Source organism: Aeromonas sp. 600282, assembly GCF_049175755.1.
Lineage (GTDB): Bacteria > Pseudomonadota > Gammaproteobacteria > Enterobacterales > Aeromonadaceae > Aeromonas > Aeromonas veronii_A.
This window is the reverse complement of sequence record NZ_JAAKVR010000014.1, coordinates 24171-48711: the sequence shown is the minus strand read 5'-3', so window position 1 is coordinate 48711 and position 24541 is coordinate 24171. Positions and strand designations below refer to the sequence as shown.

General features: G+C 57.7%; 25 protein-coding genes and 4 tRNA genes. 13 read left to right on the top strand and 16 right to left on the bottom strand.

Features of this window, described 5'->3' with window-relative positions:
* Nucleotides 1-14: 14 nt before the first annotated feature.
* Both G5137_RS14105 and G5137_RS14100 read right to left on the bottom strand, forming a co-directional pair.
* The gene (locus tag G5137_RS14105) at nt 15-1148 is read right to left on the bottom strand and encodes an efflux RND transporter periplasmic adaptor subunit (RefSeq protein WP_216952544.1); all 1134 of its coding nucleotides are present in this window, start codon (nt 1146-1148) and stop codon (nt 15-17) included.
* Complete coding sequence (locus tag G5137_RS14100; protein ID WP_421231413.1) at nt 1145-1741, bottom strand: TetR/AcrR family transcriptional regulator; 597 nt, start codon at nt 1739-1741, stop codon at nt 1145-1147. The genes G5137_RS14105 and G5137_RS14100 overlap by 4 nt, the downstream gene beginning before the upstream one ends.
* 232 nt (nt 1742-1973) lie before the next feature.
* Between G5137_RS14100 and G5137_RS14095 the strand changes: the two genes are divergently transcribed.
* The 5 genes from G5137_RS14095 to G5137_RS14075 all read left to right on the top strand — a co-directional run bounded on the left by G5137_RS14095 (nt 1974) and on the right by G5137_RS14075 (nt 3130).
* Nucleotides 1974-2050 (top strand) — tRNA-Arg (locus G5137_RS14095).
* Between the two features lie 51 nt (nt 2051-2101).
* A tRNA-His gene (locus G5137_RS14090) sits at nt 2102-2177 on the top strand.
* A gap of 20 nt (nt 2178-2197) precedes the next feature.
* Nucleotides 2198-2283: transfer RNA gene (locus G5137_RS14085), tRNA-Leu, on the top strand.
* 75 nt (nt 2284-2358) lie between these two features.
* A tRNA-Pro gene (locus G5137_RS14080) sits at nt 2359-2435 on the top strand.
* Between the two features lie 179 nt (nt 2436-2614).
* Nucleotides 2615-3130 (top strand): ricin-type beta-trefoil lectin domain protein, encoded by a 516-nt coding sequence (locus G5137_RS14075; RefSeq protein ID WP_115522699.1) that lies wholly within the window; start codon nt 2615-2617, stop codon nt 3128-3130.
* Nucleotides 3131-3164: 34 nt separating this feature from the next.
* Here G5137_RS14075 and G5137_RS14070 read toward each other — a convergent pair whose 3' ends face one another.
* The 8 genes from G5137_RS14070 to G5137_RS14035 form a co-directional block, all read right to left on the bottom strand.
* Nucleotides 3165-3980 (bottom strand): Cof-type HAD-IIB family hydrolase, encoded by an 816-nt coding sequence (locus tag G5137_RS14070; protein ID WP_421255567.1) that lies wholly within the window; start codon nt 3978-3980, stop codon nt 3165-3167.
* Between the two features lie 89 nt (nt 3981-4069).
* Nucleotides 4070-5110, bottom strand: coding sequence for an alpha/beta fold hydrolase (locus G5137_RS14065; protein ID WP_421255566.1), 1041 nt, complete (start codon nt 5108-5110; stop codon nt 4070-4072).
* Nucleotides 5110-5769, bottom strand: coding sequence for a CatB-related O-acetyltransferase (locus G5137_RS14060; protein ID WP_421255565.1), 660 nt, complete (start codon nt 5767-5769; stop codon nt 5110-5112). The genes G5137_RS14065 and G5137_RS14060 overlap by 1 nt, the downstream gene beginning before the upstream one ends.
* Nucleotides 5769-6500: a tRNA (guanosine(18)-2'-O)-methyltransferase TrmH gene (gene trmH / locus G5137_RS14055; RefSeq protein ID WP_421206760.1), complete on the bottom strand. Its 732-nt coding sequence runs from the start codon at nt 6498-6500 to the stop codon at nt 5769-5771. Before trmH ends, G5137_RS14060 begins: the two co-directional genes overlap by 1 nt.
* 44 nt (nt 6501-6544) lie before the next feature.
* Nucleotides 6545-8662 (bottom strand): bifunctional GTP diphosphokinase/guanosine-3',5'-bis pyrophosphate 3'-pyrophosphohydrolase, encoded by a 2118-nt coding sequence (gene spoT, locus G5137_RS14050; RefSeq protein ID WP_005339255.1) that lies wholly within the window; start codon nt 8660-8662, stop codon nt 6545-6547.
* 131 nt (nt 8663-8793) lie between these two features.
* Nucleotides 8794-9069: a DNA-directed RNA polymerase subunit omega gene (gene rpoZ, locus G5137_RS14045; RefSeq protein ID WP_005307060.1), complete on the bottom strand. Its 276-nt coding sequence runs from the start codon at nt 9067-9069 to the stop codon at nt 8794-8796.
* Nucleotides 9070-9148: 79 nt separating this feature from the next.
* Entirely contained in the window at nt 9149-9775 is a 627-nt protein-coding gene (gene gmk, locus G5137_RS14040; protein ID WP_005339253.1) for a guanylate kinase, read from the bottom strand.
* Nucleotides 9776-10078: 303 nt separating this feature from the next.
* Nucleotides 10079-11131 carry a glycosyltransferase family 9 protein gene (locus G5137_RS14035; RefSeq protein WP_266135178.1) on the bottom strand — a complete coding sequence of 351 codons (1053 nt, stop codon included), beginning with the start codon at nt 11129-11131 and terminating at the stop codon, nt 10079-10081.
* 222 nt (nt 11132-11353) lie between these two features.
* Between G5137_RS14035 and G5137_RS14030 the strand changes: the two genes are divergently transcribed.
* Both G5137_RS14030 and G5137_RS14025 read left to right on the top strand, forming a co-directional pair.
* On the top strand, nt 11354-12067 hold the full coding sequence (locus G5137_RS14030; protein WP_005357122.1) for a 3-deoxy-D-manno-octulosonic acid kinase: 714 nt from the start codon (nt 11354-11356) through the stop codon (nt 12065-12067).
* Between the two features lie 70 nt (nt 12068-12137).
* Complete coding sequence (locus G5137_RS14025; protein WP_040069586.1) at nt 12138-13001, top strand: GGDEF domain-containing protein; 864 nt, start codon at nt 12138-12140, stop codon at nt 12999-13001.
* 6 nt (nt 13002-13007) lie between these two features.
* Here the strand turns inward: G5137_RS14025 and G5137_RS14020 are convergent, their stop codons facing one another.
* Nucleotides 13008-13862: a carboxylate/amino acid/amine transporter gene (locus tag G5137_RS14020; RefSeq protein ID WP_139741965.1), complete on the bottom strand. Its 855-nt coding sequence runs from the start codon at nt 13860-13862 to the stop codon at nt 13008-13010.
* 39 nt (nt 13863-13901) lie between these two features.
* On the opposite strand from G5137_RS14020, the gene G5137_RS14015 reads away from it, so the two are divergent.
* Entirely contained in the window at nt 13902-14363 is a 462-nt protein-coding gene (locus G5137_RS14015) for a DUF6314 family protein (RefSeq protein ID WP_080771398.1), read from the top strand.
* 124 nt (nt 14364-14487) lie between these two features.
* Here the strand turns inward: G5137_RS14015 and G5137_RS14010 are convergent, their stop codons facing one another.
* Nucleotides 14488-14649, bottom strand: coding sequence for a hypothetical protein (locus tag G5137_RS14010; protein WP_005339236.1), 162 nt, complete (start codon nt 14647-14649; stop codon nt 14488-14490).
* Nucleotides 14634-15533, bottom strand: a complete 900-nt coding sequence (locus tag G5137_RS14005) for a DMT family transporter (RefSeq protein ID WP_421255564.1) — start codon at nt 15531-15533, stop codon at nt 14634-14636. Before G5137_RS14005 ends, G5137_RS14010 begins: the two co-directional genes overlap by 16 nt.
* A 91-nt stretch (nt 15534-15624) precedes the next feature.
* Between G5137_RS14005 and G5137_RS14000 the strand changes: the two genes are divergently transcribed.
* On the top strand, nt 15625-16584 hold the full coding sequence (locus G5137_RS14000) for a LysR family transcriptional regulator (RefSeq protein ID WP_005339232.1): 960 nt from the start codon (nt 15625-15627) through the stop codon (nt 16582-16584).
* On the opposite strand, the gene trpS is transcribed toward G5137_RS14000, so the two are convergent.
* Nucleotides 16563-17576: a tryptophan--tRNA ligase gene (gene trpS / locus G5137_RS13995; RefSeq protein ID WP_421255563.1), complete on the bottom strand. Its 1014-nt coding sequence runs from the start codon at nt 17574-17576 to the stop codon at nt 16563-16565. The genes G5137_RS14000 and trpS overlap by 22 nt on opposite strands.
* Before the next feature lie 192 nt (nt 17577-17768).
* Nucleotides 17769-18206, bottom strand: a complete 438-nt coding sequence (locus tag G5137_RS13990; RefSeq protein WP_005339229.1) for a universal stress protein — start codon at nt 18204-18206, stop codon at nt 17769-17771.
* Between the two features lie 401 nt (nt 18207-18607).
* Between G5137_RS13990 and fabV the strand changes: the two genes are divergently transcribed.
* The 4 genes from fabV (at nt 18608) to G5137_RS13970 (ending at nt 22485) form a co-directional block, all read left to right on the top strand.
* Complete coding sequence (gene fabV, locus G5137_RS13985) at nt 18608-19795, top strand: enoyl-ACP reductase FabV (RefSeq protein ID WP_421255562.1); 1188 nt, start codon at nt 18608-18610, stop codon at nt 19793-19795.
* Nucleotides 19796-19887: 92 nt separating this feature from the next.
* On the top strand, nt 19888-20412 hold the full coding sequence (gene ftnA / locus G5137_RS13980) for a non-heme ferritin (RefSeq protein WP_005339225.1): 525 nt from the start codon (nt 19888-19890) through the stop codon (nt 20410-20412).
* 149 nt (nt 20413-20561) lie between these two features.
* On the top strand, nt 20562-21746 hold the full coding sequence (locus G5137_RS13975; RefSeq protein WP_421236173.1) for an NAD(P)/FAD-dependent oxidoreductase: 1185 nt from the start codon (nt 20562-20564) through the stop codon (nt 21744-21746).
* A 130-nt stretch (nt 21747-21876) separates the two neighbouring features.
* Nucleotides 21877-22485, top strand: coding sequence for a hypothetical protein (locus G5137_RS13970; protein ID WP_421255561.1), 609 nt, complete (start codon nt 21877-21879; stop codon nt 22483-22485).
* A 388-nt stretch (nt 22486-22873) separates the two neighbouring features.
* Here the strand turns inward: G5137_RS13970 and G5137_RS13965 are convergent, their stop codons facing one another.
* Complete coding sequence (locus G5137_RS13965) at nt 22874-24457, bottom strand: hypothetical protein (protein WP_421255560.1); 1584 nt, start codon at nt 24455-24457, stop codon at nt 22874-22876.
* Nucleotides 24458-24541 lie beyond the last annotated feature (84 nt).

Here is a 24541-nt window from a genome sequence, read left to right as displayed (position 1 = left end):
GCAGATCTCCGCGCTTACAGCATCGGGGTTTGTGCCGGAACGGCCAGGGCATCGTTCTCGACCACATGCACCTTGGTGTCGTTGCTCAGGCGAACCTGACCCGACAGTACGATCTGGTCACCGGCCTGGATGCCGGAGAGCACATGCACATCGTTGCCACGGCGCTCACCCGCCTTGACCACAACCTGCTTGGCTCGCAGCACTTTCACCTTGTTACCCTCTTTGTCGGTCTCTTCGCCCTCTTTGAGCACATAGACGTTCTGACCGTAAAGGGTGAAGGAGATAGCGGTCTGCGGGATCACGATCTGATCTTTCACCGTCGGCAGAATGATGCTGGCGCGGGCGAACATACCGGAACGGAGCTGACCGTCGTTGTTCGGAATGTCTGCCTGTACCTGGATCAGGCCGCTCTGGAAGTTGACCGCAGGCTCGATGGCGGTGATATGGCCGTCAAACTGGGTTTGCGGATAGGCATCCACATTGATCTTGATGGTCTGGCCCAGCTTGATTTTGGAGATATCGGTCTGGGGCACGGTGAAGCGCAGACGCATCACGCTGGTATCTTCCAAGCGCACGATATCTGTGCCTGGTTGCAGATACTGGCCAAGGAACACATTGCGCAGGCCGACCACGCCGCTAAAGGGCGCGCGCACTTCACGACGGGCAATGGTCGCCTTCAGACTCTCGATATCCGCTTCCAGCGAGCGATAGGCCGCTTCGGCTTCATCCAGCTGCTCTTTGGAGATGGAGCTGGTCTTGTAGAGGTTCTGGAAGCGTTCGAATTTGGCTTTTGCCGCTGGCAGCTTGGCCTGGGAGGCGCGCAGATTGGCCTTCTCCACGGTGGAGTCCAGGCTCAGCAGCAGTTGGTCAGCCTTGACCGGTTTGCCCGACTCAAAGGTGATGGCATCAATGGTGCCAGCCAGTTCGGTGGAGAGGGTCACCCCCTGATTCGGCTCGATGAAGCCGATCGCTTCGATGGTCGGTACCCAATCCTGCGCCTTGGTCACCATGGCGGTGACGGGGAACTCGGGTTCCGGCCGGTTGGCCATGTATTGGGCAATCATCTTCTGTTTGAACAAATTGAAGCCGATGACGCTGCCAAACAAGGCGATCGCTATCAGCAACATAATGGCCATCCACTTTTTCATGAACAGGCTCCTGAGGTGGAAAGATTAGGGGATAAAATGGCATTCCAGCTGGCCTGGATCGCGGTTTCCAACTGCGATTCGGTCAGCGTGATGTTGTGCACCCTGCACTGCAGGGCCAGATGCATGACACTGTCCAGACTCAACACCTGGAGTGCCCGTATCGGTAAATCAATAAACAATCCTTGTTCAACGCCCTGTTCAAAAAATCGGTCCAGAGGCTCCCAGGCAGCCAGAATGACAGGATTGGTCTCCAATTCTGCCCCTAGCGGAGAGCTCTCGTACTGCAATTTGCACCGGATAGCGTTGGGTTCGTTAACAAAAATGGCATGAATATTGAGCCATAATTGGCGAAATTGTTGAAATGAAACTTTATCGATCGCTACATCTGCCATGACCATGGGGACACACTGCAAGATAGTGTGCTGATGCAGTTGCCGGATCAGATCATCCTTGTCACCGAAGTAGCGATAGATGGTGCCGGTGGCAACATTGGCCTTCTTGGCGACTTCTGCAATCGACAGACCATGAAAACCCCGTTCACCCAGCACCTCATGGGCCGCGTTGAAGATGCTCTCTTTTTTATCCAGAATCATCAGTGTGACTTTCGATTGAATGAACGTTCATTCATTCTAGATGGGCACAACATCAAGTCAAGACGGCAAGATGAACTGATGCGGGGATGTATGCCTTTTGTCAGGCTACAGGCAGGAATGTGGAAGAAAAACACACAGATTGCCTGAAAAAACAACGAACAGTCCTTCGGTGACAGAAAAGTGTAGACAAACCAGAAACCATCATTAATAATGCGCCCCGTTCGACAGCGTAGCGCCCGTAGCTCAGCTGGATAGAGCGCTGCCCTCCGGAGGCAGAGGTCACAGGTTCGAATCCTGTCGGGCGCACCATCAAAAGTGCGTCGGTTAAACGGGCGTTGTTGTGGAACAAAAACAGCTGTGGTGGCTGTAGCTCAGTTGGTAGAGTCCCGGATTGTGATTCCGGTTGTCGTGGGTTCGAGCCCCATCAGCCACCCCATTTTACAGCTTGTCAGGTACGCGAAGGTGGCGGAATTGGTAGACGCGCTAGCTTCAGGTGTTAGTGCCCCCCGGGTGTGAGGGTTCGAGTCCCTCTCTTCGCACCATACTTGCTGTATGACGAGGATGACCATAAGGTCGTCTTTGTTTTTTGAAGTAAACTATTTTGAAAGAAATAGCCTCGGTGATTAGCGCAGCCCGGTAGCGCATCTGGTTTGGGACCAGAGGGTCAAAGGTTCGAATCCTTTATCACCGACCACATTTAGAAAAACCTCGCTTCGGCGGGGTTTTTTGCTTTCTGGCCTCCGCTGGGCCAGTACTCTCTCCCTGTTACGTCTGTTTACACTCTATTTGGGCAGCGCGCCCCGCCTTTCGGTTATGCTTCAGCCTCGAGTCACTGACAACCGGATGTCATCGGCCCATTTCAGGCATTTTTCCATGAATAACAAAATTTCCTTTGCTTGCTCCCCCGCCATGCTGGCTGCCTTGCTGCTGGGGGGGTGTACCATCAAGCCGCCATCCACCGATGTGATGATGGGCTCCATTGCATCACAACCGCAGGAGGAGCGTTCTCTCTCCCCCTTGCTGACCAGCGGTGATTTTTGCGTTGCGGTGTCCCAACAGAAGGTGTTGGCACAACCTTGCAGCGGAAAAGACGATCAATTGTTCGAGTGGGATCTGGGTGAGTTGCGCCTGCAGGATCTCTGTTTGCAAGCCAAAAACGACAGCGAAGTGATGCTGGCACCCTGTGACGGTCAGGCGCAGTGGGAGTGGCAGAAAGACAGGCTTTTCAACAGCAAGGTCTCCCGCTGCCTCGATGTGGCCGGGCGACGCCATACTCCCGGCACGCCTCTGCGGTTGGCTGAATGCTACGGCGGGGCGAACCAGAGCTTCAGCTGGCAGCGGCCCAATCCCTGGCTGGAGACTCTGAAAAAACAAAGCCTCACATGGTGAGGCTTTGCTGAATCGGATAGCGGGCTGAAGAGGATCAGGCTGCGCTGACGCTCTCCAGCTCGAACAGCTTCTCCAGATAGACGGCGACGCCATCTTCGTCAGAGGTGAGGGTCTGCTCATACTCCGGCAGCGCCATTTTCAGGCGGTCATGGGCGTTGCCCATCACGATGCCGCGTCCCACCATGGTCAACATCTCGAAGTCGTTCATGCCATCGCCGAAGGCGATCGCCTCCAACATATCGAAACCGTTCTGCTCCAGCACGGCTCGCACAGCATTGCCCTTGTGCACCCCGGCGTGCATCACTTCGAGGCAGTCCGGCAATGAGAAGGTGACGTTGAGCTGATCGCCATAGCGCTGGTTGAGGTGTGCCTCGATCTTCAGCAGCTTTTCGTGGTCGCCGATGTAGAACACCTTGTTGATCTGCTCTTTCGGTTCCTGTTTCAGGTCATCGACCAGGCGGTAGGTGAACCCTGACTCGTCGTGGAACTGCAGCAGCCAGGGCAGCTCTTCTTCCACCACCCAGTCATCACCCTGATAGACATTGAGGTGGATAGAGGGATCTCGCTCCAGTGCAATCAGCTCGGCGGCAATCTCGGTCGGCAGCGGCTGGTTGAAAATCAGCTGATCCTGTTTGTCATGGACCACGGCGCCATTGGAAGTAATGAGGTAGATGTCCATCCCCAGCGCATCGCGGAAGCTGCGTACGTCAACGTGATGACGGCCGGTGGCGACCACGAATTTCACACCTTGTTCTACCAGGCGGTGCAGGGTATCCCGGGTACGGGGAGAGATCTGGTGCTGCTTGTTGAGCAGAGTGCCATCGAGATCGGATACAACTACCTTGAACATCATTACCTCGGCATCGATTGAAAACAGGGGCAGTTTACCTTAGCCCGCATTGTCACCCCATTTATTTAGGGTTACAAAAAATAGCCGGCTCAGAAGCGGGCGAAAAAGTCGACCATCGCGGTCAGGGCGGGTTGGCGCTTGTCATCGGATTCGATAAACAGCTCGTGCCAGGCACCCTCGATGCGCAGTGGTTTGCCCCCTTCGCACTTGGCAATGGTGCAGAAGCGATCCTGTGCGGCATTGTCCACCACGCTGTCGCTGCCAGCTTGCAGCACCAGCAGCGGGGTTTTGATGGCGCCCGCATCGGCGATGGCGGCATCGGCACCAGTGATCCCCTGATAAATCCAGTGGGCGGTCGCGCCACCCAGCTTGATCTGCGGGTGCTGTTCGTAGAGTTGGCGGAAGGCTTGATAGCGGGGCTGGCTGTGAGTCAGCTCGTTATCGGCAAAGCCGTGATCCTGATAGGCTCCCTGACCGGGGCCGTAGGGAGGCTCACCAATCCAACCGCCGACCGTGCCTATGGTGCTCGCCAATCCCTTGGCCAGCCACTTGGGCAGACCGCCGAGATTGATGCCCAGCATGGGGGAGGAGAGCACGGCCGCCTTGATATCATCGGGCCAGCGTTCCAGATAGCGGGCCGAGATGGCGCCGCCCATGGAGTGGGCCAGCAGGAACAGCTTTGCAGGCTGGTCCGCCATGATTATCTGGTCGTGAAACTGCTTGAGATCGACCACATAATCGTCGAACTGGTCGACATATCCCTTCTGCGGGTCATTCAGCATCCGGTCGGACATCCCCTGACCACGATGGTCGATGAGATAGAGGCTGTAGCCCTGACGCCAGAGATCCCACGCCAGCTCCTGATACTTGAGGTAGCTCTCGACCCTGCCATTGACGATCAGGATGGCGCGATCGACCTTGGCTTGCCGTAGCGCGGCATAGCGGATGGTTACGCCATCCTTGCCCTTAAACTCTCCTTCCACCGCATGCTGGCGCCAGAAGTCGGGCAGGGTTTGCTGGTAGAGGCTGGGTACATCGGCTTCGCTGGTGAGCTGATAGGTATTGGTCACGGCAAGGGCTCCGGCAGAAAACAGGGTCAGGGCCAACAGGGAAAGAGAGAGGGGTTTCATCAGGCACACTCCTGTTGCCAATGGTGATAAAGGGCGGCGATATCCCCCGAGCAGAGTAGCGCCATGCTGGCTTGCAAGCGGGGCAGGGGCCAGTCCCACCACTGCATCTCTTGCAGCATGAGGATCTGCTCATCGCTGAAACGGCGGCGGATCGGCTGGGCCGGGTTGCCGCCGACTATGGTGTAAGGGGCCACATCCTTGGTCACCACGGCGCGGGTGGCGATGACCGCACCATCACCTATGGTGATGCCGGGCATGATCATCGCTTCCGAGCCGATCCAGACATCGTTGCCAATCCGGGTGTCTCCCTTGCGCAGAAAGCCGCTGCGGGCCCCTTCGCCAAAGGTGTCGGGATTGAACGGGAAGGTGGAAACCCAATCCAGCCGGTGGCCCTGATTGCCCGCCAGCATGAAGGTGGCGCCCGAGCCGATGGAGCAGAACTTGCCGATGATCAGCTGATCCACCTCGCCCCAGAGGCCGCTCTCCCAGGTGTCGCGGGTCGAGCCATCGCCGAGCAGGTAACGGACGCAGTGATCCTCGAACGGCTTGCCGTGATAGTAGCCGGAGTAGTAGCTGTAGTCGCCGGCCTCTATGTTCGGGTTGGTCAGGTGATCCCGGATGATTTGCGATTCCAGCCAGCTGCCAAAAGGGTTCTCCATCACTCCTCCTGCGGATCGTCCTGCTCGCTCTGCTGCGCCCACCCTTTGCGGGTCAGCTGCATCCGTTGCCACCACTCTTCGTCCGCCAGAATTTCACCGGCCGGGCCGAGCTGGGGGTAGGGCATCTCTTTCTCTTTGCAGAGCTGGGCATAGATAGGATAACCCCCCTCGAACAGGATGCTGTTTTGCTCCTCCAGCGTGAGCGGGCAGCCGCGTTGATAGCAACCGGCCAGCTCGCGCTGGCGCTGCGCCTCGTAGAGGATGGCGGCGGCAGCCACCGAGACGTTGAGGGACTGCACCATGCCGACCATGGGGATGACGATATGGTGATCGGCCAGGGCCAGCGCCTCTTCACCGATGCCGTGCTTTTCCTGACCCACCAGAATGGCAGTCGGTTTGGTGTAGTCGATGGCGCGAAAATCGACCGAGCTTTCAGAGAGATGGGTCGCCAGGATCTGCATGCCGGAGGCTTTCAGCTCGGCAACGGCTGTGCCGATATCCGGGTGCAGTTTTACATCCACCCAGTTCTGGCTGCCGCGGGCGGTGCCCTTGCGCTTGTGGATCCAGGTTTTGGGCCAGACGGCGTGTACCCGGTGGATGCCGATGGCATCGGCGGTACGCACGATGGCGGCCAGATTGTGAGGTTTGTGTACCTCTTCCATACAGACGGTCAAATCGAGCTGACGCTGGGCCAGCATGTCGGTGATGCGCTTGAAGCGTTCGGGGGTCATGGCTTGTCTCAATAAAAGCAGCAGGCGGCTTGCGCCGCCTGTGTTCAGTTCTTCTGTCGGCTCACCTTGAGCACGTTGGGCATCACGCGGATCTTGCGCATGATGTTGGCCAGGTGGATGCGGCTCTTGGTGGTGATGAGCAGGCTGACCTGATAGACCCGGCCATCCTTCTCTTCGGTGCTGATGGCGTGAATGTTGGCGCCGGTGGCGGCAATCACGTTGGCCAGCTCGGCCAGCGCACCCTGATGGTTGACGATTTCGATGCTGATACCGGTGCGGAACTCCTGTTCCTGCTCCTTGTCCACTTCCCACTGCACCGGCAGGTACTTGTCCGGCTCCTTGCTGTAGCCCTTGATGTTGCGGCAGGCTTCCTGGTGGATCACCAGACCCTTGCCCGGGCTGATGTGGGCGATAATGGCATCCCCCGGGATCGGACGGCAGCAGTTGGCGAAGGTGACCAGCATGCCGTCGGCACCCTTGATCGGCATCTTCTTGCTGCTGGTTTTGGGCTGCTCTTCCGGCGGCAGTTCATCCCCCAGCATGCGGCGCGCCACCATTACGCTCATGGCGTTGCCGAGGCCCACATCGGCCAGCAGCCCCTGTAGATTTTCGTGCTTGGTATCGGCCAGCACCTGCTTGATGCGTGGCTCGGGAATATCTTCGATATTCTTGGCGCCTAGTGCATGGTTGAGCAGGCGGCGACCCAGCACCACCGACTCTTCGGTGCGCAGGTTCTTGAGGAACTGGCGGATCTTGGAGCGAGCCTTGGTGGTCACCACGAAGTTGAGCCAGGCTGCATTGGGGCGAGCCCCCGGCGCCGTGATGATCTCCACCGTCTGGCCCGAGTGCAGCGGGCTGCTGAGCGGGTAGGGGTGGCGGTCGACCCGCGAACCGACGCAGGCGTGGCCGATGTCGGTGTGCACCGTATAGGCAAAGTCCACCGGCGTGGCGCCAGCGGGCAGCTCCATGATTCGTCCTTCCGGCGTGAACACGTAGATCTCGTCGGGGAAGAGGTCGGTCTTGACCCCTTCGATAAATTCAAACGAGCTGCCGGCGCTCTGCTGCAATTCCAGCAGGCTCTGCATCCAGCGCTGGGCGCGGATCTGGGCAGTGGTGCCCGAGCTGTCGCCATCCTGCTTGTAGGCCCAGTGGGCGGCAACCCCTTTGTCGGCCATCTGATCCATGAACTCGGTGCGAATTTGCACCTCGACCGGTACCCCGTGCGGCCCCACCAGAGAGGTGTGCAGCGACTGGTAGCCGTTGGTCTTGGGGATGGCGATGTAATCCTTGAAGCGGCCGGGGCGCGGTTTGTAGAGGCTGTGCATCTGCCCCAGCACCCGGTAACAGGTATCTATGTCCTTCACCTTTACCCGAAAGGCGTAGATATCCATTACCTCATGAAATTGCAGCTCTTTTTTCTCCATCTTGTTGTAGATGGAGAAGAGATTCTTCTCGCGGCCACTGACCTGATGCTCGATCCCCGCCTCTTTCAGACGACCGCTGATTTCGCTCTGGATGGAGTCGATGATCTCGCGGCGATTGCCACGGGCGCGGCGCACCGATTCGCGCAACACGCGGGATCGCATGGGATAGAGCGCCTCGAAACCCAGCTCTTCCAGCTCGTTCTTCATGGTGTGAATACCGAGGCGGTTGGCGATGGGAGCGAAGATTTCGAGGGTTTCCCGGGCGATGCGGCGGCGTTTGTCAGGGCGCAGGGAGCCCAGGGTGCGCATGTTGTGGGTGCGGTCGGCCAGCTTGATCAGAATGACCCGGATATCCTGGGTCATTGCCATCACCATCTTGCGGAAGTTCTCGGCCTGCGCCTCTTTGCGATCGCGAAATTTCAGCTTGTCGAGCTTGGAGACCCCGGCCACCAGTTCTGCAACCGCATTGCCAAACTGTTCGGCCAGATCGGCCTTGGTGACCGAGGTGTCTTCGATGACGTCGTGCAGTACGGCGGCCATCAGGGTTTCATGATCGAGGCGCATGTCACCCAAGATTCGGGCAACGGCAACAGGGTGGGTGATATAGGGTTCGCCACTGGAACGCATCTGGCCCTGGTGGGCATCACGGGCCACCACATAGGCTTGCTTGAGCTTCTCAACCTGCTCTGGCGGCAGGTAGGAACTGGCTATTTCTTTAAGGTTTTCAAATAAATACAAGACAGTCCCCGCAGCGGTGAAACGGCAATTCGTGGAATTGAGGGTATAGCCCTGAGTTTGCGAGGTTTTCGAGCGGTTGTAAATGGGGATGAACAGTCGGCACCCGGGCGGGTGCCAACCGGAGGAATAACTTAACCGCGGCCTTCGGCGATGGCAGCAACGGCAGCCAGCTCGGCGGCTTCCTGCTCTTGCTGTTCGTAGCGGTCCTGGGTGTCCATCACTTGATTGTTCACCAGACCCAGCTCGATCTCACGCAGGGCGATCACAGTCGGCTTGTCGTTCTCTTCGTCGACCAGGGGATCTTTGCCTTGTACCGCGATTTGACGAGCGCGGCGCGCGGCGACCAGCACCAGGTCAAAACGGTTACCTACCTGTTTTACAGCATCTTCTACAGTAACGCGTGCCATGCAGGACTCCAGTGTTTGGGCTTTCTGTATTTAGAAAAGCAGTGTTTAAAAATGACGCAAAAGTTTACTTGTTTTTGGCTTACTCTGCCAGTAGCTGTTGCAGCAAGTTTTTTTGAGCCTGTTGCTGGTGACGCATCTCCAGCCGTTGGCACTCAATAATGGACCTGAGCTGGAACAGCGCCTGCTCGAAGTCTTCATTGATAATGACATAGTCATACTCGTCGTAGTGCACCATTTCGGCAATGGCTTTCGCCATCCGGCCGGCGATCACTTCGGCGCTGTCCTGACCGCGCCCAATCAGGCGGCGTTCCAGCTCTTCGCGGCTGGGGGGCAGGATGAAAATGGATTTGGTCGGCATCTGCTCGCGGATCTGGCGGGCACCCTGCCAGTCGATGTCGAGGAATACGTCGATCCCTTTGGCCAGACAGGCTTCGATGGCGGCGCGGGAGGTGCCGTAGTAGTTGCCGAACACTTCGGCCCATTCCAGAAAATCACCACGCTCGATCAGCGCCTTGAACTCTTCCACCTGAACGAAGTGGTAGTGTACGCCGTGCTCTTCGCCCGGGCGGGTGGCGCGAGTGGTGTGGGAAACCGATAGCTGCATCTTGCCAGCTTGATTGTGGTTGGTCAGCAAGGCATTGAGCAGACTGGATTTACCCGCGCCGCTCGGAGAAGAGATGATATAGAGTGTGCCTTGTTGCGCCATATTATTACCTTTAATCGAAACCGCTGTTTTGGTTGTAGCAGAGACCGCCGTCTTGTGCCCGAAAGGGAGACAGCCAAACGCAAAACGCGGAAAATTCTTGAGTCAGGGGGATGTAAAGGCGGCGAATTTTACCAGAATGCGGCGAATAAAAAAACGGCCGGAATCATATTCCAGCCGATCAAAGTATTCGTAGCTTGCTGCGGGAGCGTAACCCACATCAGCCTGCATTGTGCCTTTGGCTGAGGGCAGAGGCTATCAGGTTATCCCTGCCTGATGGCTCGGAATTCCCGAGGTGCCCTGTCATTACGGCAGTTGACGATCTGCACAGAGGCGGTCGAAGGCGGTGATCACCTGCTCGCTGGTGATTTTTCGCATGGCCTCCGGGTCTTTGAGACGGGTGCGCCAGCTCAATTCGGCCAGCGGCTTGCCGGTCTCCTGTTCGACCAGCTCCTGATAGACGCTGACCACGTAGTCGCGGCACAGATAGGGGCCGGTGCGGGCCGGATTGTGGTGGGCATAGAGACCGATCACCGGCGTGCCCACTATGGTGGCCATATGGGTGGGGCCGGTATCGGGGGCCAGCACCAGACTCGCCTCACCAATCAGCGCCAGCAGTTGCTTGAGGTTGGTCTGCCCCACCAGATCGACCGGTTTGCTCTGGCTTAAGCGCTGGATCTCGGCAGCCAGGTCCCGCTCCAGTTTGGCAGGCCCACCACAGAGATAGACCTGAAAGCCCTTGTTGGCGGCGTGATCTGCCAGCGCGGCATAGCCTGCGGCCGTCCAGTTTTTGAATGCCTTGCTGGCGGCTGCGCAGATAAGCAGAGTCGGTTTGCCGCCAATCTTCTCCCTTGCCCACGCCTGATGATCGGCGCTGATGGGCAGTTGCCAGTCCGGGGTCAGATCCTTGATGCCGAGCTCTTTGGCGAAAGCGAGGAAACCGTCCAGCACATGGGGAGAGGCAGGCGAAGGCACCTTGTGGTTGGTGAACAGCCACTGGCCGTCGTTGGCCCGCTCCCGATCAAACCCGAGTTTGACCTTGGCCTTGATGCCGAGGGTGGCGATGCTGGCCCGCATCGCCGCCTGCAGGTGGAGCAGGGCATCGAATTTGCGCCCCTTGAGGGTCTGCCAGAGATCGCGATAGCCGCGCCACCCCTTGCTCTTGTCGAAGGGGATCACCTCGACGCCGGGCAGATCGGCAAACAGGGTTGCCTCGATTTTGCCGGTGATCCAGGTGATACGGGTCTGTGGCCACTCCCGCTGGATGACGCGCACCAGCGCCAGTGCGTGGCAGCAATCCCCGATGGCGGAGAGCCGCAGGATGCAGATGGAGGAGGGGGGCGTTTGAAATAGCGGCATGTTGTGGCGCACGGCTGGCAAAAAGGGTGGATGGCATTATGCAAACTCCCCTCTGGATTGTAAAATTGCGCACAATCGTCAGCCAGGATAGGCCGGGCCCAGCGCCATGACCTGTCTCTGCACGTCGTTGATTAAAGGCCACTATTGCGGGCATGCCAGAGCGGCAGCCTCATCGCCAATTGAAAAATTGCGATCCATGACCCACCGAGCGGGATCTCCACGATGCGAGTACAGACCGAACACAACCAGATCTGCTGGTATGCCGAAGGGGCCTTTCGCGACCCCTCTCCCCAGTTATTCGATCCTGCCTGGTGGCAGAACAACCGTCAGGTGGTGGGAACCTCCATCGGGCGGGGGGTGACCTGGTTCGTCAAGGATGAGTCCCGCCATCTGGTGCTGCGCCACTACTATCGCGGCGGCATGGTGGGCAAGGTGGTGCGGGATCGCTTCTGGTTCGAAGGGGTCGAGTCGAGCCGCGCCATGGCCGAATACACCCTGCTGGCCAAGCTGTGCGAGCTGGGGCTGCCGGTGCCGCGTCCGTTTGGTGCCCGCATGGTCAAACAGGGACCCTTCTATCGTGCCGATATCCTGATCGAGCGAATTCGCGGTGCCAAGGATATGGTGGCGTTGCTCAAGCAGGGGCCGGTGGCGACCGAGGTGTGGCACAAGATAGGTCAGACAGTGCGTCAGCTGCACGATGCCGGGGTCTATCACGCCGATCTCAACAGCCACAACCTGCTGCTCGATAAAGAGGGCAAGGTGTGGGTGATCGATTTTGACAAGGGTGCGATCCGCTCCCCCGGCGAATGGCAGAAGGCCAATCTGGAACGCTTGCTCCGTTCATTCAATAAAGAGTCTCAACTGCATACCAGTTTCCACTTCGTACCGGAGAACTGGCAGACCTTGATGAACGGGTATCAGGGAAAAGCGATCTGACCCTGTTGCTCGGCGTGAACGCCAATGTTACTTATTGAGCAGGTATTCAGATCCTGTTTCGAGGCGCCCCATGGAAATGCTCAAGACACCTTTGGTCGATGTGACTGCCCGGCTTGATCCGGGTCTGCTGTCTGATGCCATGGCGCTGCTGGAGGCGGGGATCTGGAGCTGGTCAGCCCAACACGGACTGCAGCGTGATCCCTCCTGCCTGCGCCTGTTGGGATTGGGAGAGTGCTGGCCGGATGATCTCGGCTGGCTGGATCGGGTTCATCCCGACGATGTTGCCCGGCTGGAGGATGCCCTGCTCGCCTGCCAGAGCGGCCGCAGCAGCGGTCTGCGCCTCGAATACCGCATTCTGCATCATCACGGTCACTACATCCGGCTGGAAGAGCGGATGCGTCGCGATGAGCGGGGTTATCTGCTGGGGGTCGTCCGTCACCTCGATCCCGCTGCCGTGCTGGTGGAGGAGCGACATGGCACCGATCCGCTGACCGGTCTGGAGAGCCGTGGCCGTTTCGAGCAACTGCTGGAGGAGCGGCTGGCGACCGAGAGTGGCACTTTCAGTCTGCTGCAGTTTTCGGTCGATCACATGGCCAAAATCCAGCAACTGTTTGGCGAAGCGGCTTGCGACGCCATGCTGGCCAAGCTGGCGCGTATCGTACGCCACGAACTGCGGCGGGAAGATCCCTTTGCCCGCTGGGATGAGGACGGTTTTATCCTGATGCTCTCCCAGACCGAGCGGATGAGTGCGCTGGAGATCGCCGAGCGGCTGCGCCTCGAGATTGCCGATGCCAGCCTGCTGTCACAGCGGCCGGTCACCGTCAGCATCGGGTTGGTGCAGAGTCAGGCTGGCGAGCAGCTCGATCATCTGCTGGCCCGGCTGGCCAGCTGTCACAGTCAGGCCAGACGGGAGCACAACACCGTCGTCGGCTGAGTGAGGTCAGGGTTGGCCGCGCTTGTCACGCTGGCAGACCCAGAGCGAGGCCAGCATCAGCAGGCCGCCGATGGTTAGTCGGGTCAGGTCGGTATCCTTGCCCCAGAGCAGCAGATTGACCAGCAAGCCGGCCGGAATGAGCGCATTGTTCATGATGGCCAGCACCCCGCTGGTGACCAGTGTCGCCCCCTTGTTCCAGAGGAAGTAGCCTAGGCCGGAGGCACCCACCCCCAGCCAGAGCAGAATGCCCCACTGCAACCCTGACGTTGGGTATTGCGGCTTGCCCAGCAGCCACCAGGCGGGCAATGCGATCACCAGCGCTCCCAGATAGAAGCAGCCGAACACCGCCAGTTGCGGCGGTTGCTCCGCCTCCCGTGCCAGCAGTACCTTGTAGCCCACTTGACCCAGGGCGAAACAGAGGTTGGCCCCCTGCACCACCATAAATCCCAGCACATAGCTTTCGGTCAGGCCGTCGAAGCGGATGACGGCAGCCCCGAGCACCGCCAGCAGGGCGCCCCACAGATAGGTGGGCTTGAAGCGCCCTTCCAGCAGGTCGTGGAGCAGGGTGACGTAGATGGGGGTGAAGATGGTAAAGACCAGCACTTCCGGCACCGTCAGCAGCAGAAAGGAGTGGTAGTAGAAGAGATACATGATGCCGAGCTGGATGGCGCCCAGCGCCATCAGCTTGGCCGCCAGATCGGGGCGCAGCCAGCGGCGGCGCAGGAAGGGGAGAAACACCAGACTGGCGAGGGCGATGCGGGTCAGCACCGAGAAGTAGGCATCCACCTGGCCAGCGAGGTAGACCCCGATCAGGCTGAAGGAGAATGACCAGAGCAGGGTGACCCCTATCAAGTAGTTCATGTGTTTGATTTATCATCAGTTGTCAATTTTAAGGGGGCTATGATGGCCGAGATGGAAGCGGCAATCCAGCGTTTATGGGCGCGATTGCCACAGGTCGGAGCATTTTCCTTTACCGCCAGCAATAGCGAGGGGTCGGCGACCGACTGGAATGGTCGGGGCGAGGGGCGTGTGCAGGTGACCGATCATCAGGGGGGCTGGCTGTTTAACGAGCAGGGCCGTTACATCACGCCTCATGGCAGGGAGCTCGCCATGCACAACCGCTTCTGGTGGCAGCGCAGCGAACGGGGGATCCGTCTCTCCCATCTGCGTTATGAGGCGCCGGTCGAACTGTTCGAGCTGCTGCCGCAGGGGGATGGCCGCTGGCTGACCGCCGAGCCCCATCTGTGCGGGGCGGATCACTACAGCGCCGAGCTGACCGAGATCGACGGTGGTTTTCTGCTGAGCTGGCAGATCACCGGGCCGCGCAAGAACGAGCGACTCAGCTATCGCTATCTGATCTGACGCCGGCTGGCAGGCATAAAAAAACCGGCGCAGAGCGCCGGTAGCGGGGGACAAATCGGAGGTTTTTTAAAACAGTCCCAAAAACAGGAGAGATAGACTCTCGTCACACATTCAGAGATGGACTTCAGGCATTCAGGGCATAGCTCAGCATGGCTTGCAGCTTGCTATCGAAGAACCAGGGCAGCAGTACCATCAGCAGGCCCAGGATCCCGGCCAGCCGCTGGCGATACTGCCAGCCGGCAATCAGTACCAGACCACCGCACAGTGTGGTCAGGATGCCTGACATAGGGATACCTCGCGCTGCATGCGACGCTGTTGCGCCCACTGGTTCATGGCGACCGAGCCGAGGATCAGGGCCAGAGCAACACCTGTGGTGGGATGGATCTGCTCGCCGAGGAACAGGGCACCCAGCATCACGCCGAACAGCGGCACCAGATAGTTGCTGAAGGAGGCGAACGTCGGGCCGGCCTTCTGGATCAGCGCCATGTAGAGGAAGTAGACCAGACCGGTACAGAGGGTACCCAGCACGGTGATCGCGCTCAGGGCCTGGGTGCTCGGCAGGGTCAGGCTGCCGAGATCAACCATGAAGGGGGCGACCAGCAGCAACTGGATTGCCGAGGAGATCAGGATATTGCGGGCGACCACTACCGGATGGTCCTTGGCGAAGCGCTTGATCATCAGCAGGCCGATGGCGAAGCAGCTGGCACCCAGCAGGATGGCCATGGCACCGAGCAGACCGGCGTTCATGCCCTGGGAGAGTTTCGGCCAGAACAGGGTGAGCACACCGGCAAAGCCGATGATCACGGAAAGCAGACCGGTTTTGGTGATTCTTTCACCAGAAATAAACAGCGGTGCAGCCAGAATGGTCACAAACGGGATACAGCCCATGACCACGGCGGCGACGGCGCTATCCACATACTGTTGGCCCCAGGCGACCATGATGAAGGGGATGGTGGCATCCAGCAGGGCGATCAGCATATAGGTGCGCCACGGGGTGTGCTCACTCTTGAGCCGCATGAACAGGCAGAGCAGACCCAGGGTCAGGCTGCCGCACAGGGCACGACCGGCAGCCACCAGAATGGGGGGCAACTCGGCAACGGCCTGGTGCATGAAAATGAATTGGGAACCCCACAGCAGGCCAATGGCCAGCAATAACAGATAGCTACGCATTTGAATCTCCGATGTATTAAGCCAGCGCATTCTAGGCAATCTGTTACTATGGTAAAAATGAATTGTTGGCATTTAACTATGGCAAATATCGATGGATAGCTCGCTCGCCCGTCTCGACCTCAACCTGCTCGCCGTATTCGACATGCTGATGCAGGAACGCAATGTCACCCGTGCCGCCGAACGGCTGCATCTCTCCCAATCCACCGTCAGTCACGCCTTGGGGCGGCTGCGGGTGGCGCTGGATGACCCGCTGTTCGTGATGAGTCGGCGCGAGATGATGCCGACCGAGCGAGCCAAGGCGCTGGCCGGTCCGGTACGGCAGGCGCTGGCGATGCTGGAGCAGGGATTGCGGCAGGCCAAGGGGTTTGATCCAGCCACTGCGCGGCGGATTTTCCGCATCGCCACCCCGGGTTCGGTAGAGCACGGACTGGTACCGGTGCTGGTGGAGCGGCTCCATCGGCAGGCCCCTCACTGTCGGCTGGAGGTGTGCGAGCTGGCCGACAGCAACTACGAGCGGGAGCTGGAGAAGGGGGAGCTGGATCTGGTGATCGGTTTCGCCGGGGCGAATCACCTCTCACCCCGCTTGTGGCGGGAGGAGTGGTTCAACAACCCGCTGGTCTGCCTGTCGCCGCTCGGCAGCGAATTGCCCGATGTGCTGACTCCGGTCGAGCTGGTGAGCCGTCCCCACATCCACACCTCCAGCTGGGGTCACAGTCAGGCGATGGTGGAGCTCTGGCTGGCCCGCTTCGGGGTGGAGCGGGAGCTGGGCGTGCGGTTGCCGAGCTTTATGGCGGTGCCGCCACTGATGGCGACCGGCCGCTATCTGGTGGTGGTGCCCGAGATGATCGGGCGCCACTTCTGCCGCTACTACCCGCTGCGGATGCACCAGCTCGACCCCGCAATCCCCATCGTCTACCTGATGGCGGGGCACCCGCTCACCGCCCACGACGAGGCGATAGGCTGGTTCAAGAGCCTGTTGCACCAGCTGGTGTTCGACCTCTACGGCGACGATGCGCTCGGGACTCCCGCTCAGCGGATGCTGGCGAAGTAGTCGAGCCCCATGGTGCTTTTCACCTCTGCCAAGACCTCATCGGTGATGATGCGAGCCTGCTCGGTGCCCTGATAGAGCAGCTCCAGCAGCATCTTCTTGTCGGCGATGGCCGCAGCACGGCGCTCCCGCATCGGGGCGAGCAGGGTTTGCAGGCAGTCATTGAGCACCTGTTTGCAGCGCATGTCCCCCAGTCCGCCTCGTCGGTAGTGGGCCTTCATCTCGGCGACCAGCGCCTTGTCGGGGTGGAAAGCATCGAGATAGGCGAACACCGTATTTCCCTCCACCTGACCCGGATCGCTCACCTTGAGGTGGTTGGGGTCGGTATACATGGCGAACACCGCCTGTTTGACCTCTTCCGCCGACATGCCGAGCTCTATGGTGTTGCCGAGGGATTTGGACATCTTGGCCTTGCCGTCGATGCCGGGCAGGCGGCCGGTGTCACTCAGGATCGGTTGGCACTCGGTCAGCACCTCTTTGCCTACCAGCGAGTTGAAGCGGCGGACGATCTCGTTGGTCTGCTCCAGCATCGGCAGCTGATCTTCCCCGACCGGCACGTGGCTGGCGCGAAAGGCGGTGATGTCGGCGGCCTGACTCACCGGATAAACCAGAAAACCGGCCGGCAGCGTGCGTTCGAACCCTTTCTGCTGGATCTCCGCCTTGACGGTGGGGTTGCGCTCCAGCCGGGCGACGCTGACCAGATTGAGGTAGTAGCAGGTGAGTTCGGCGAGAGCGGGCAGGGCGCTCTGCAGGCAGAAGGTGGTCTTGGCCGGGTCGAGGCCGACCGCCAGATAGTCGGCCATCACCTCCAGCACGTTGTCGGCCACCTTGGCCGGGTTGTGGCCGTTGTCGGTCAGCGCCTGCAAGTCGGCGATCATCACGAATTGACGGTAGTGGTGCTGGGCTTCGACGCGCTGGCGCAGGGAGCCGACATAGTGGCCGATGTGCAGTTTGCCGGTGGGACGATCGCCAGTCAGGATTACGGGGTTGTGCATGTCACTCTCTCCAGTTGGGTGAGCCGGGAGGCGACAAAGGGATAAAAACAGTTGACCGCCTCTCGGCGGTCACGGTGTTTTCTTTGGGAAATTTACAATAGAAACGCGGTGCCGCCTGTTTAGGAGCAGCACCACCAGTAGTTGTGATTGAATGCGGTCATATTCATAGCAAATCAAACTACGCCGGTTTCATTACTTCTGCAAGGGGACGACCAGCAGATCGCAGGGCACCGTATTCATCAGCTGACGGGCGCTGGAGGTGAGCAGGCTCCAGAAGCTCTGGCGATGGCCGCACACCAGCAGGTCGATCTCGTACTCCTTGACTGCCTGATTGACCCGCTCGCTCAGATCGCCGCAGATCACCAGCTTCTTCTCGATGGGATAGTCCACCGAGGCCAGAAATGCCTCCAGCTTCTCTTTCGCTTCGGCGATCACCTGATCCTGCACGTTGTCGATGTCGATATCGATCATCTCGGTGTAGAGATCCTTGAGGTCCACATCGACATGGATAACCGACAGCTTGGCGCCGTTGGAGCGGGCTCTGTCCACCGCCTTGTCTATCACCTTGCGGTTATCTTCAGAGAGGTCGATCGCAGCCAGAATATGCTTGTAATAGGTTGTTCCACTCATGGGGGTTCTCCTTACCGATCCTTCAGCCCACTATACCAATCTCTGCTGAAACTAAAATGGTGCCTCAGGCACAGTTTTGGGATTTAAATGAGTTTAATGACGTGTGACACAGGGTCAGCCACTCAGTTATTAACCACTATTCGCCTATAAATTAAACAATAGTTTGACGCCGGTCACACCCCTCGGCTTGCCGATCTGGGGGGAGAGGCATAGGATGGGCCCGTGCTTCGCAATGAACACAAAACAACAAAAAGCATCTGAATACCGCTTTGGGGAGCCACGTGCTCCCTTTTGTTTTTCTGCCTCATTTCTTGCCGCTTTTCTGACTGATAGCGATCCGGCATCAAGTTAATCTCCTTCGATTTGGTTATGCTGTAGCCAGTTTCTTTGGAGGCCTTCCCATGATCATTCATCCCCAGATTCAAGGTTGTGTTGCCCGCAACTGTCACCCTATCGGCTGTCGCGCCGCAGTGCAGCAGCAGATCGAACGGATCAAGGCTGCTGGCCCGTTCAACGGCCCCAAGCGGGTGCTGGTGCTGGGTGCCTCCTCCGGGTTTGGACTGGCGTCGCGCATTGCACTCGCCTTCGGTGCCGGTGCCGACACCATCGGCATCTCCTTCGAGCGTGGCTCTTCCGACAAAGGATTGGGCAGCGCCGGTTGGTACAACAACATCTGGTTTCGCAAGGAGGCGGAGCAGGAGGGGCGTATCGCCATCAACCTGATCGGTGATGCCTTCTCCGACGGCATGCGCCAGCAGGCCATCGACACCATCCGCCAGCAGCTTGGGCAGGTGGATCTGGTGATCTATTCGCTCGCGAGCGGCATCCGGGTGCTGCCCGATGGCACGCAGGTGCGTTCGGTGCTCAAGACCACCGGCCAGCCGTTCAGCGGTTGGGGGTTGGATCTGGAGCGCGATACCCTGGTGCAGCAGTCGCTGGCACCAGCAACGCCGGAGGAGATCCGCGACACCGTCACCGTGATGGGCGGCGAGGATTGGCAGCTCTGGATGCAGGCGTTGCAGCAGGCGGATTGTCTCGCCCCCGGTGCGCAAACCGTGGCCTACTCCTACATCGGCCCGGAATCCACCTATCCCCTCTATCGGGATGGCACCATCGGTTATGCCAAGGAGCATCTGCACGCCACCGCCGAGACCATCAACCTGCAGCTGGCCGAGATTGGTGGTCACGCCTGGGTGTCGGTCTGCAAGGCGCTGGTGACCAAGGCGAGCGCCTATATCCCGGTGCTGCCGGTCTATCTGGGCCTGCTGATGGGGGTAATGAAGGAGCGCGGTGTGCACGAAGGCTGCATTGAGCAGATGCAGCGACTGTTCGCCGCCAAGATGTACGGGCCCAATGGGGTGGTGGCCGATGGTAACCGGCTGATCCGGATGGATGACCACGAGCTCGACCCGGCCATTCAGGCCGCCGTTTCGGCGCTCTGGCCCAAGGTGACGCCGGACAATTTCCACGGGCTGGGGGACTTTGCCGGGCTGCGGCAGGACTTCATGCAGCTCAACGGCTTCGAGCTGCCGGGTGTCGATTATGCTGCGCCGGTGGATGTCGCCTCCCTTAGGGAGCTGACCCCCTGAGCTGAAAGAAACGGGATCTCCCTCTCGTTGGCGGGTTGATTCGCGGCGGGAGTGTGGCGACAATCGATACCAAATCACTGAGGAGAAACAAGATGCTGGCCCAAGCCATGATCGAGAAGTTGAACGAGCAGATTAACCTGGAGTTCTACTCCTCCAATCTCTATCTGCAGATGAGCGCCTGGTGCGAAGACAAGGGCTTTGAAGGGGCGGCGACCTTCCTGCGTCAGCACGCGGTCGAGGAGCGCCAGCATATGGAGCGTCTGTTCACCTACGTGAGCGAGACCGGCGCCATGCCCAAGCTGGGTGCCATCGATGCCCCTCCCCACGAGTTCAAGTCGCTGGGCGACGTGTTCCGTACCACCCTGGAGCACGAGTACCACATCACCAAGTGCATCAATGGTCTGGCCCACGTAGCCTTCACTACCCAGGACTACTCCACCTTCAATTTCCTGCAGTGGTATGTGGCCGAGCAGCATGAAGAGGAGAAGCTGTTCAAGAGCATCGTCGACCGTCTGGGTCTGGTGGGTGAAGATGGCAAGGGCCTCTACTTCATCGACAAGGAGCTGGCCGAACTGGCCAAGGGCGCCCCTGCCAGCATCATGGACAGCAACGCCTGATAGTCGTGGACACTTAGTGTTCAGCCAGTACAATAACGGCCCTTTTAAGGGCCGTTGTTTATTCTGGTGGGCAGTCACCGTTGTGATGTCAGCCAGAGGCAATCTCGGTTCTGGCCAGGTGCCGTTTCTATTTTGATAAGTGAGTGATGATGAAGCAGGTCGATGTGGTGGTGATCGGGGCCGGTGCGGCCGGATTGATGTGTGCGGCGCAGGCGGGCTACCGTGGCCGCTCCGTGCTGGTGCTCGATAACGCCAAGAAGCCGGGCCGCAAGATCCTCATTAGTGGCGGTGGTCGCTGCAACTTCACCAACCATCAGGCGGGCGCTCACGCCTACCTGTCGGAGAATCCCCACTTCAGCAAGTCGGCGCTGGCTCGCTATACCCAGCAGGACTTCATCGATCTGGTGGATCGCCACGGGGTCAACTATCACGAGCGCACCTTGGGGCAGCTGTTCTGTCTCGAGAGTGCCAAGGAGATCGTCGATGTGCTGCTCACTGAGTGCGACTGGGCCGGGGTGACCCTGCAGTTCCAGACCGAGATCCTCACCGTCAGCAAGCAGGACGAAGGCTTTGTGTTGACGACCAGCAAGGGTGAGATCGGCTGTCACTCGCTGGTGGTGGCGACCGGCGGTCTCTCCATGCCCAAGCTGGGTGCGACCCCTTATGGCTTCAAGCTGGCGGAGCAGTTCGGCCTCAACGTGCTGCCGACCCGCGCCGGTCTGGTGCCCTTTACCCTCCATCAGGCGGAGAAAGAGGCGTTTGCCGATCTGGCGGGCATCAGCCTGCCGGTAGCGGTCACCGCCGAGGATGGCACTCGCTTCAAGGAGGCGATGCTGTTTACCCATCGCGGCCTCTCCGGCCCCGTCATCCTGCAGATCTCCTCCTACTGGCACGCTGGCGAGAAGATCCACATCAACCTGCTGCCGGAGCTGGATATTCCGGCCGCCCTGCGCGAATGGGCGCAAGCGCACCCCGCGCAGGAGCTGAAAACCGTGCTGGGGCGCGAGCTGCCCAAGCGTTTCGTCGACAAGCTGGTGGAGTTGGGTCAGCTGGTCAGCAAGCCGATGCGCCAGTACAACGAGCGGGAACTTGAAGCGATCGCCAACCTGCTGGGTGACTGGCAGATCCTGCCCAACGGCACTGAGGGGTATCGCACCGCAGAAGTGACCTTGGGTGGCGTCGATACCAACGAGCTCTCCTCCAAGACCATGGAGGCACGCAAGGTGCCCGGCCTATACTTCATCGGCGAAGTGGTGGATGTGACCGGCTGGCTGGGTGGCTACAACTTCCAGTGGGCCTGGTCCTCCGGCTGGGTGGCTGGCCAGTTCTGTTGATAGGAAGAAAAATCTGTGCAGAGATCTTGCCATACCTATTCATGTAAGAACTTTCCTTTTTGTGTGGCGAGCTCTTTTATTGTTCAACTGAGTGCAATGAAATATGCCCCTTATGAAAAAGGGGTATTAGATGATTGCTCGGGTGATAGGGTTGTTATGTATTTTTCAATGGTCATGGGCTGCAGAGTCATTTCAGTTCCAAAGCTATCGGGATGGATTCTTGCGCATGATGCTAATCACACCCAGCGTCCAGGGAGAGCTATTTTTACGGGGTGATGATAAATTGGTGCCATTACAAGGCGGTATAATCGAAGATTTGTTTACCCTGCGTATTCCAGTATCCTGTCAGTTATTAAGTTCGCAACAAACTATCTATTGGTCATCGCCAGGACGGCCACTAATCAAGGGTCAGGTGCCGGCACAGTCGTGCAAGCGTCTCCCTGAGTTGCCATTGAAATTGCCGGTTCGGGTTTTTTCCAAAGGTGGGAAATGCCTGATCGATACTGCGGGTAATACTTTGTGGCATACAGCATCTGAATTGGCAAAGAAAAATCGTGCGTCTGTCTATCAAAATGTTTACGCATTATTTCTTACAAATAAACCCGCCTTTGCGGGGCAAGATATTCATCGGTTACGTGCTCAGGTTCTTCATTGTCCTGATCCAGCATTGTTTGAACATATCGATGCTGAACATGCCCGCCAGCTATTTAAGGAAGGACTACTGTTGCAAAAACAATAAAATCTATAATGAATTGAAAGCCATATTGCGATTGTTTTCGTCATTTTATACTGAATCAGTCTCAGCCTATTGCATAGGCTACCCTCCCTATTGGGCGTTTTTATGCCGATGTTACCACTCTCGCCTATTCAATTAAGTTGTTGTCATGTTGATGACTTTTAAATGAGTTTTTAAGCGCATAAAAAGCATAGTATAGTTGCCTTTTATTTAGAGTGGTGCGCAGTTTTGAGATATTTATAACTGTGGTTTTATAAATATACAGAACAAGAATGTGTAGTAATGTTATACTAAGGCAGATGCCATGATTTCATCATGGCATCTGCCTTAATTGTTGTGTTATCTCAGCCTGGCAAAGCCAGGTATTAATTTGGTTAATATATTGGCAGCATCAATTCCAGAGACCGGTAAGAATGATTTTTCCACTCTGATGAACGAGCCCTTCCCAGTCATCACCGCTCACTGTTTTTCTGGTCATATTGTCAGTGAGTGAAAATTGCAGGCCCAGGTCATAGAAGCGGGTATAACCTATACCCCCCTCATCCCATTCTTGTGCTGGTCGTGATTCAATAATCTTTCTGGACCTCAGGTCTATGGGAGGACCATTACACTCTATGGGCGTGGATACCGGCTGGTTACCAGCAGAGCTGAAGATGATGCTGGTAGGCACAGGCACTGCCCGGGAGGATTCGATTTGTCCGTCCGGGTAGAAGGTACACCGACCCTGATGGGGAATACCGACATCTTGCGTGACTTTGACCTCCAGTCGAGCCGCATTGGTATAACCGGTTTCCGACAGCTCGTAGTTAAACACCAGATTGTCCTTGCCCACCTCACCGGTCTGATAAGGCGATGGGTTACCATCGGCCGACTTGATGCTCACTGTCTGTGCTCGCGGTATAAACTCAAAACCGCCCTTAAATGGTATGCGTAAACCGTCCAAAGGCGAGTTAGTATATGAAGTGATAAGTTGGGCTATGTTATCTATATTTAATTTTTTGTCATTTGCCATGTTTTTTATTAAATTTGAACTTAAAAACATTTTTATCTGTGATGTGCCACGCTGCTCCCTTACTCTTTGAGAGCTTGAATAGTTGCTACCTTGCAAGCCAACCCAGTCCTCATTGGCAAACTTAAAAGCCACTTTATCATAAAGAGTGATCTTGCGAGCAGAAAAGAAAAAAGGAGCTAAGGGCGAACTGCTAGTGCCGTTCCAATCTAGCTGATATGAGGCAACGGTACACGAGATCCCCTTGGCGTAAATAACCGTATCGGCAACACAGGAGCCGCTTCCACCGGGGGCTGGGAGCGGATTGCCATTGCTATCTATCACGATCTCTTCATTGATATCTTTGCTGACAAGCTTGATGTGTCCGACTTTATTGGTGGTTAATTTACGCACGCGCCAGTCGACTGGCCCGGTTTGGGCGGTGCAACGATTGGAGTTGTTCTTATCTTGGTAGATGCAATAGTTGAGGTCACGCACTACCGATGTGCCTACTGGCATATCCCGCAGATACCAGAATGCACTTTGCGATAATTTGCTGAGCAAGCCAACGGTACGACTGCTAGGGTCGCTGAAGCCATAGAAGCCTTTGGAGTCTATCTGAGCGGGCCTCACACGTGTATTCTTGCCGATGCATCCCTGCTTATTAGAGCCATTACTGTCACACAGCAAACCCACATACGGGAAGGGAATGGGGCCATCCTCCCATACATCTAGTTTGTAGCCATCCAGTAATCTTGATGGCAGAAAAGGAACATCATTGTTAAAGGCCAATACACCATCAGATGTACCGCCCAGATTAGTGATGTTAACATAAGTTATATCAGGGGTATAAGCCAAGAAATCGGGATGGTTCTCTACGCTAAGGATTACAATGTCTGACGCTCGTTCGATATAACGGACCGGGGTGTTGGCCATCACTTGGGAACTACTTAGCAGTAGCGTGAATATTTTTACAAGGTTTTTCATAAATTTCTCGAGGGTGTTTTAAATATTTCAAAGTAGTCATGCTTTGACATGTTTTATTTCAGTCGACAGGCCATGTTTGCAGAT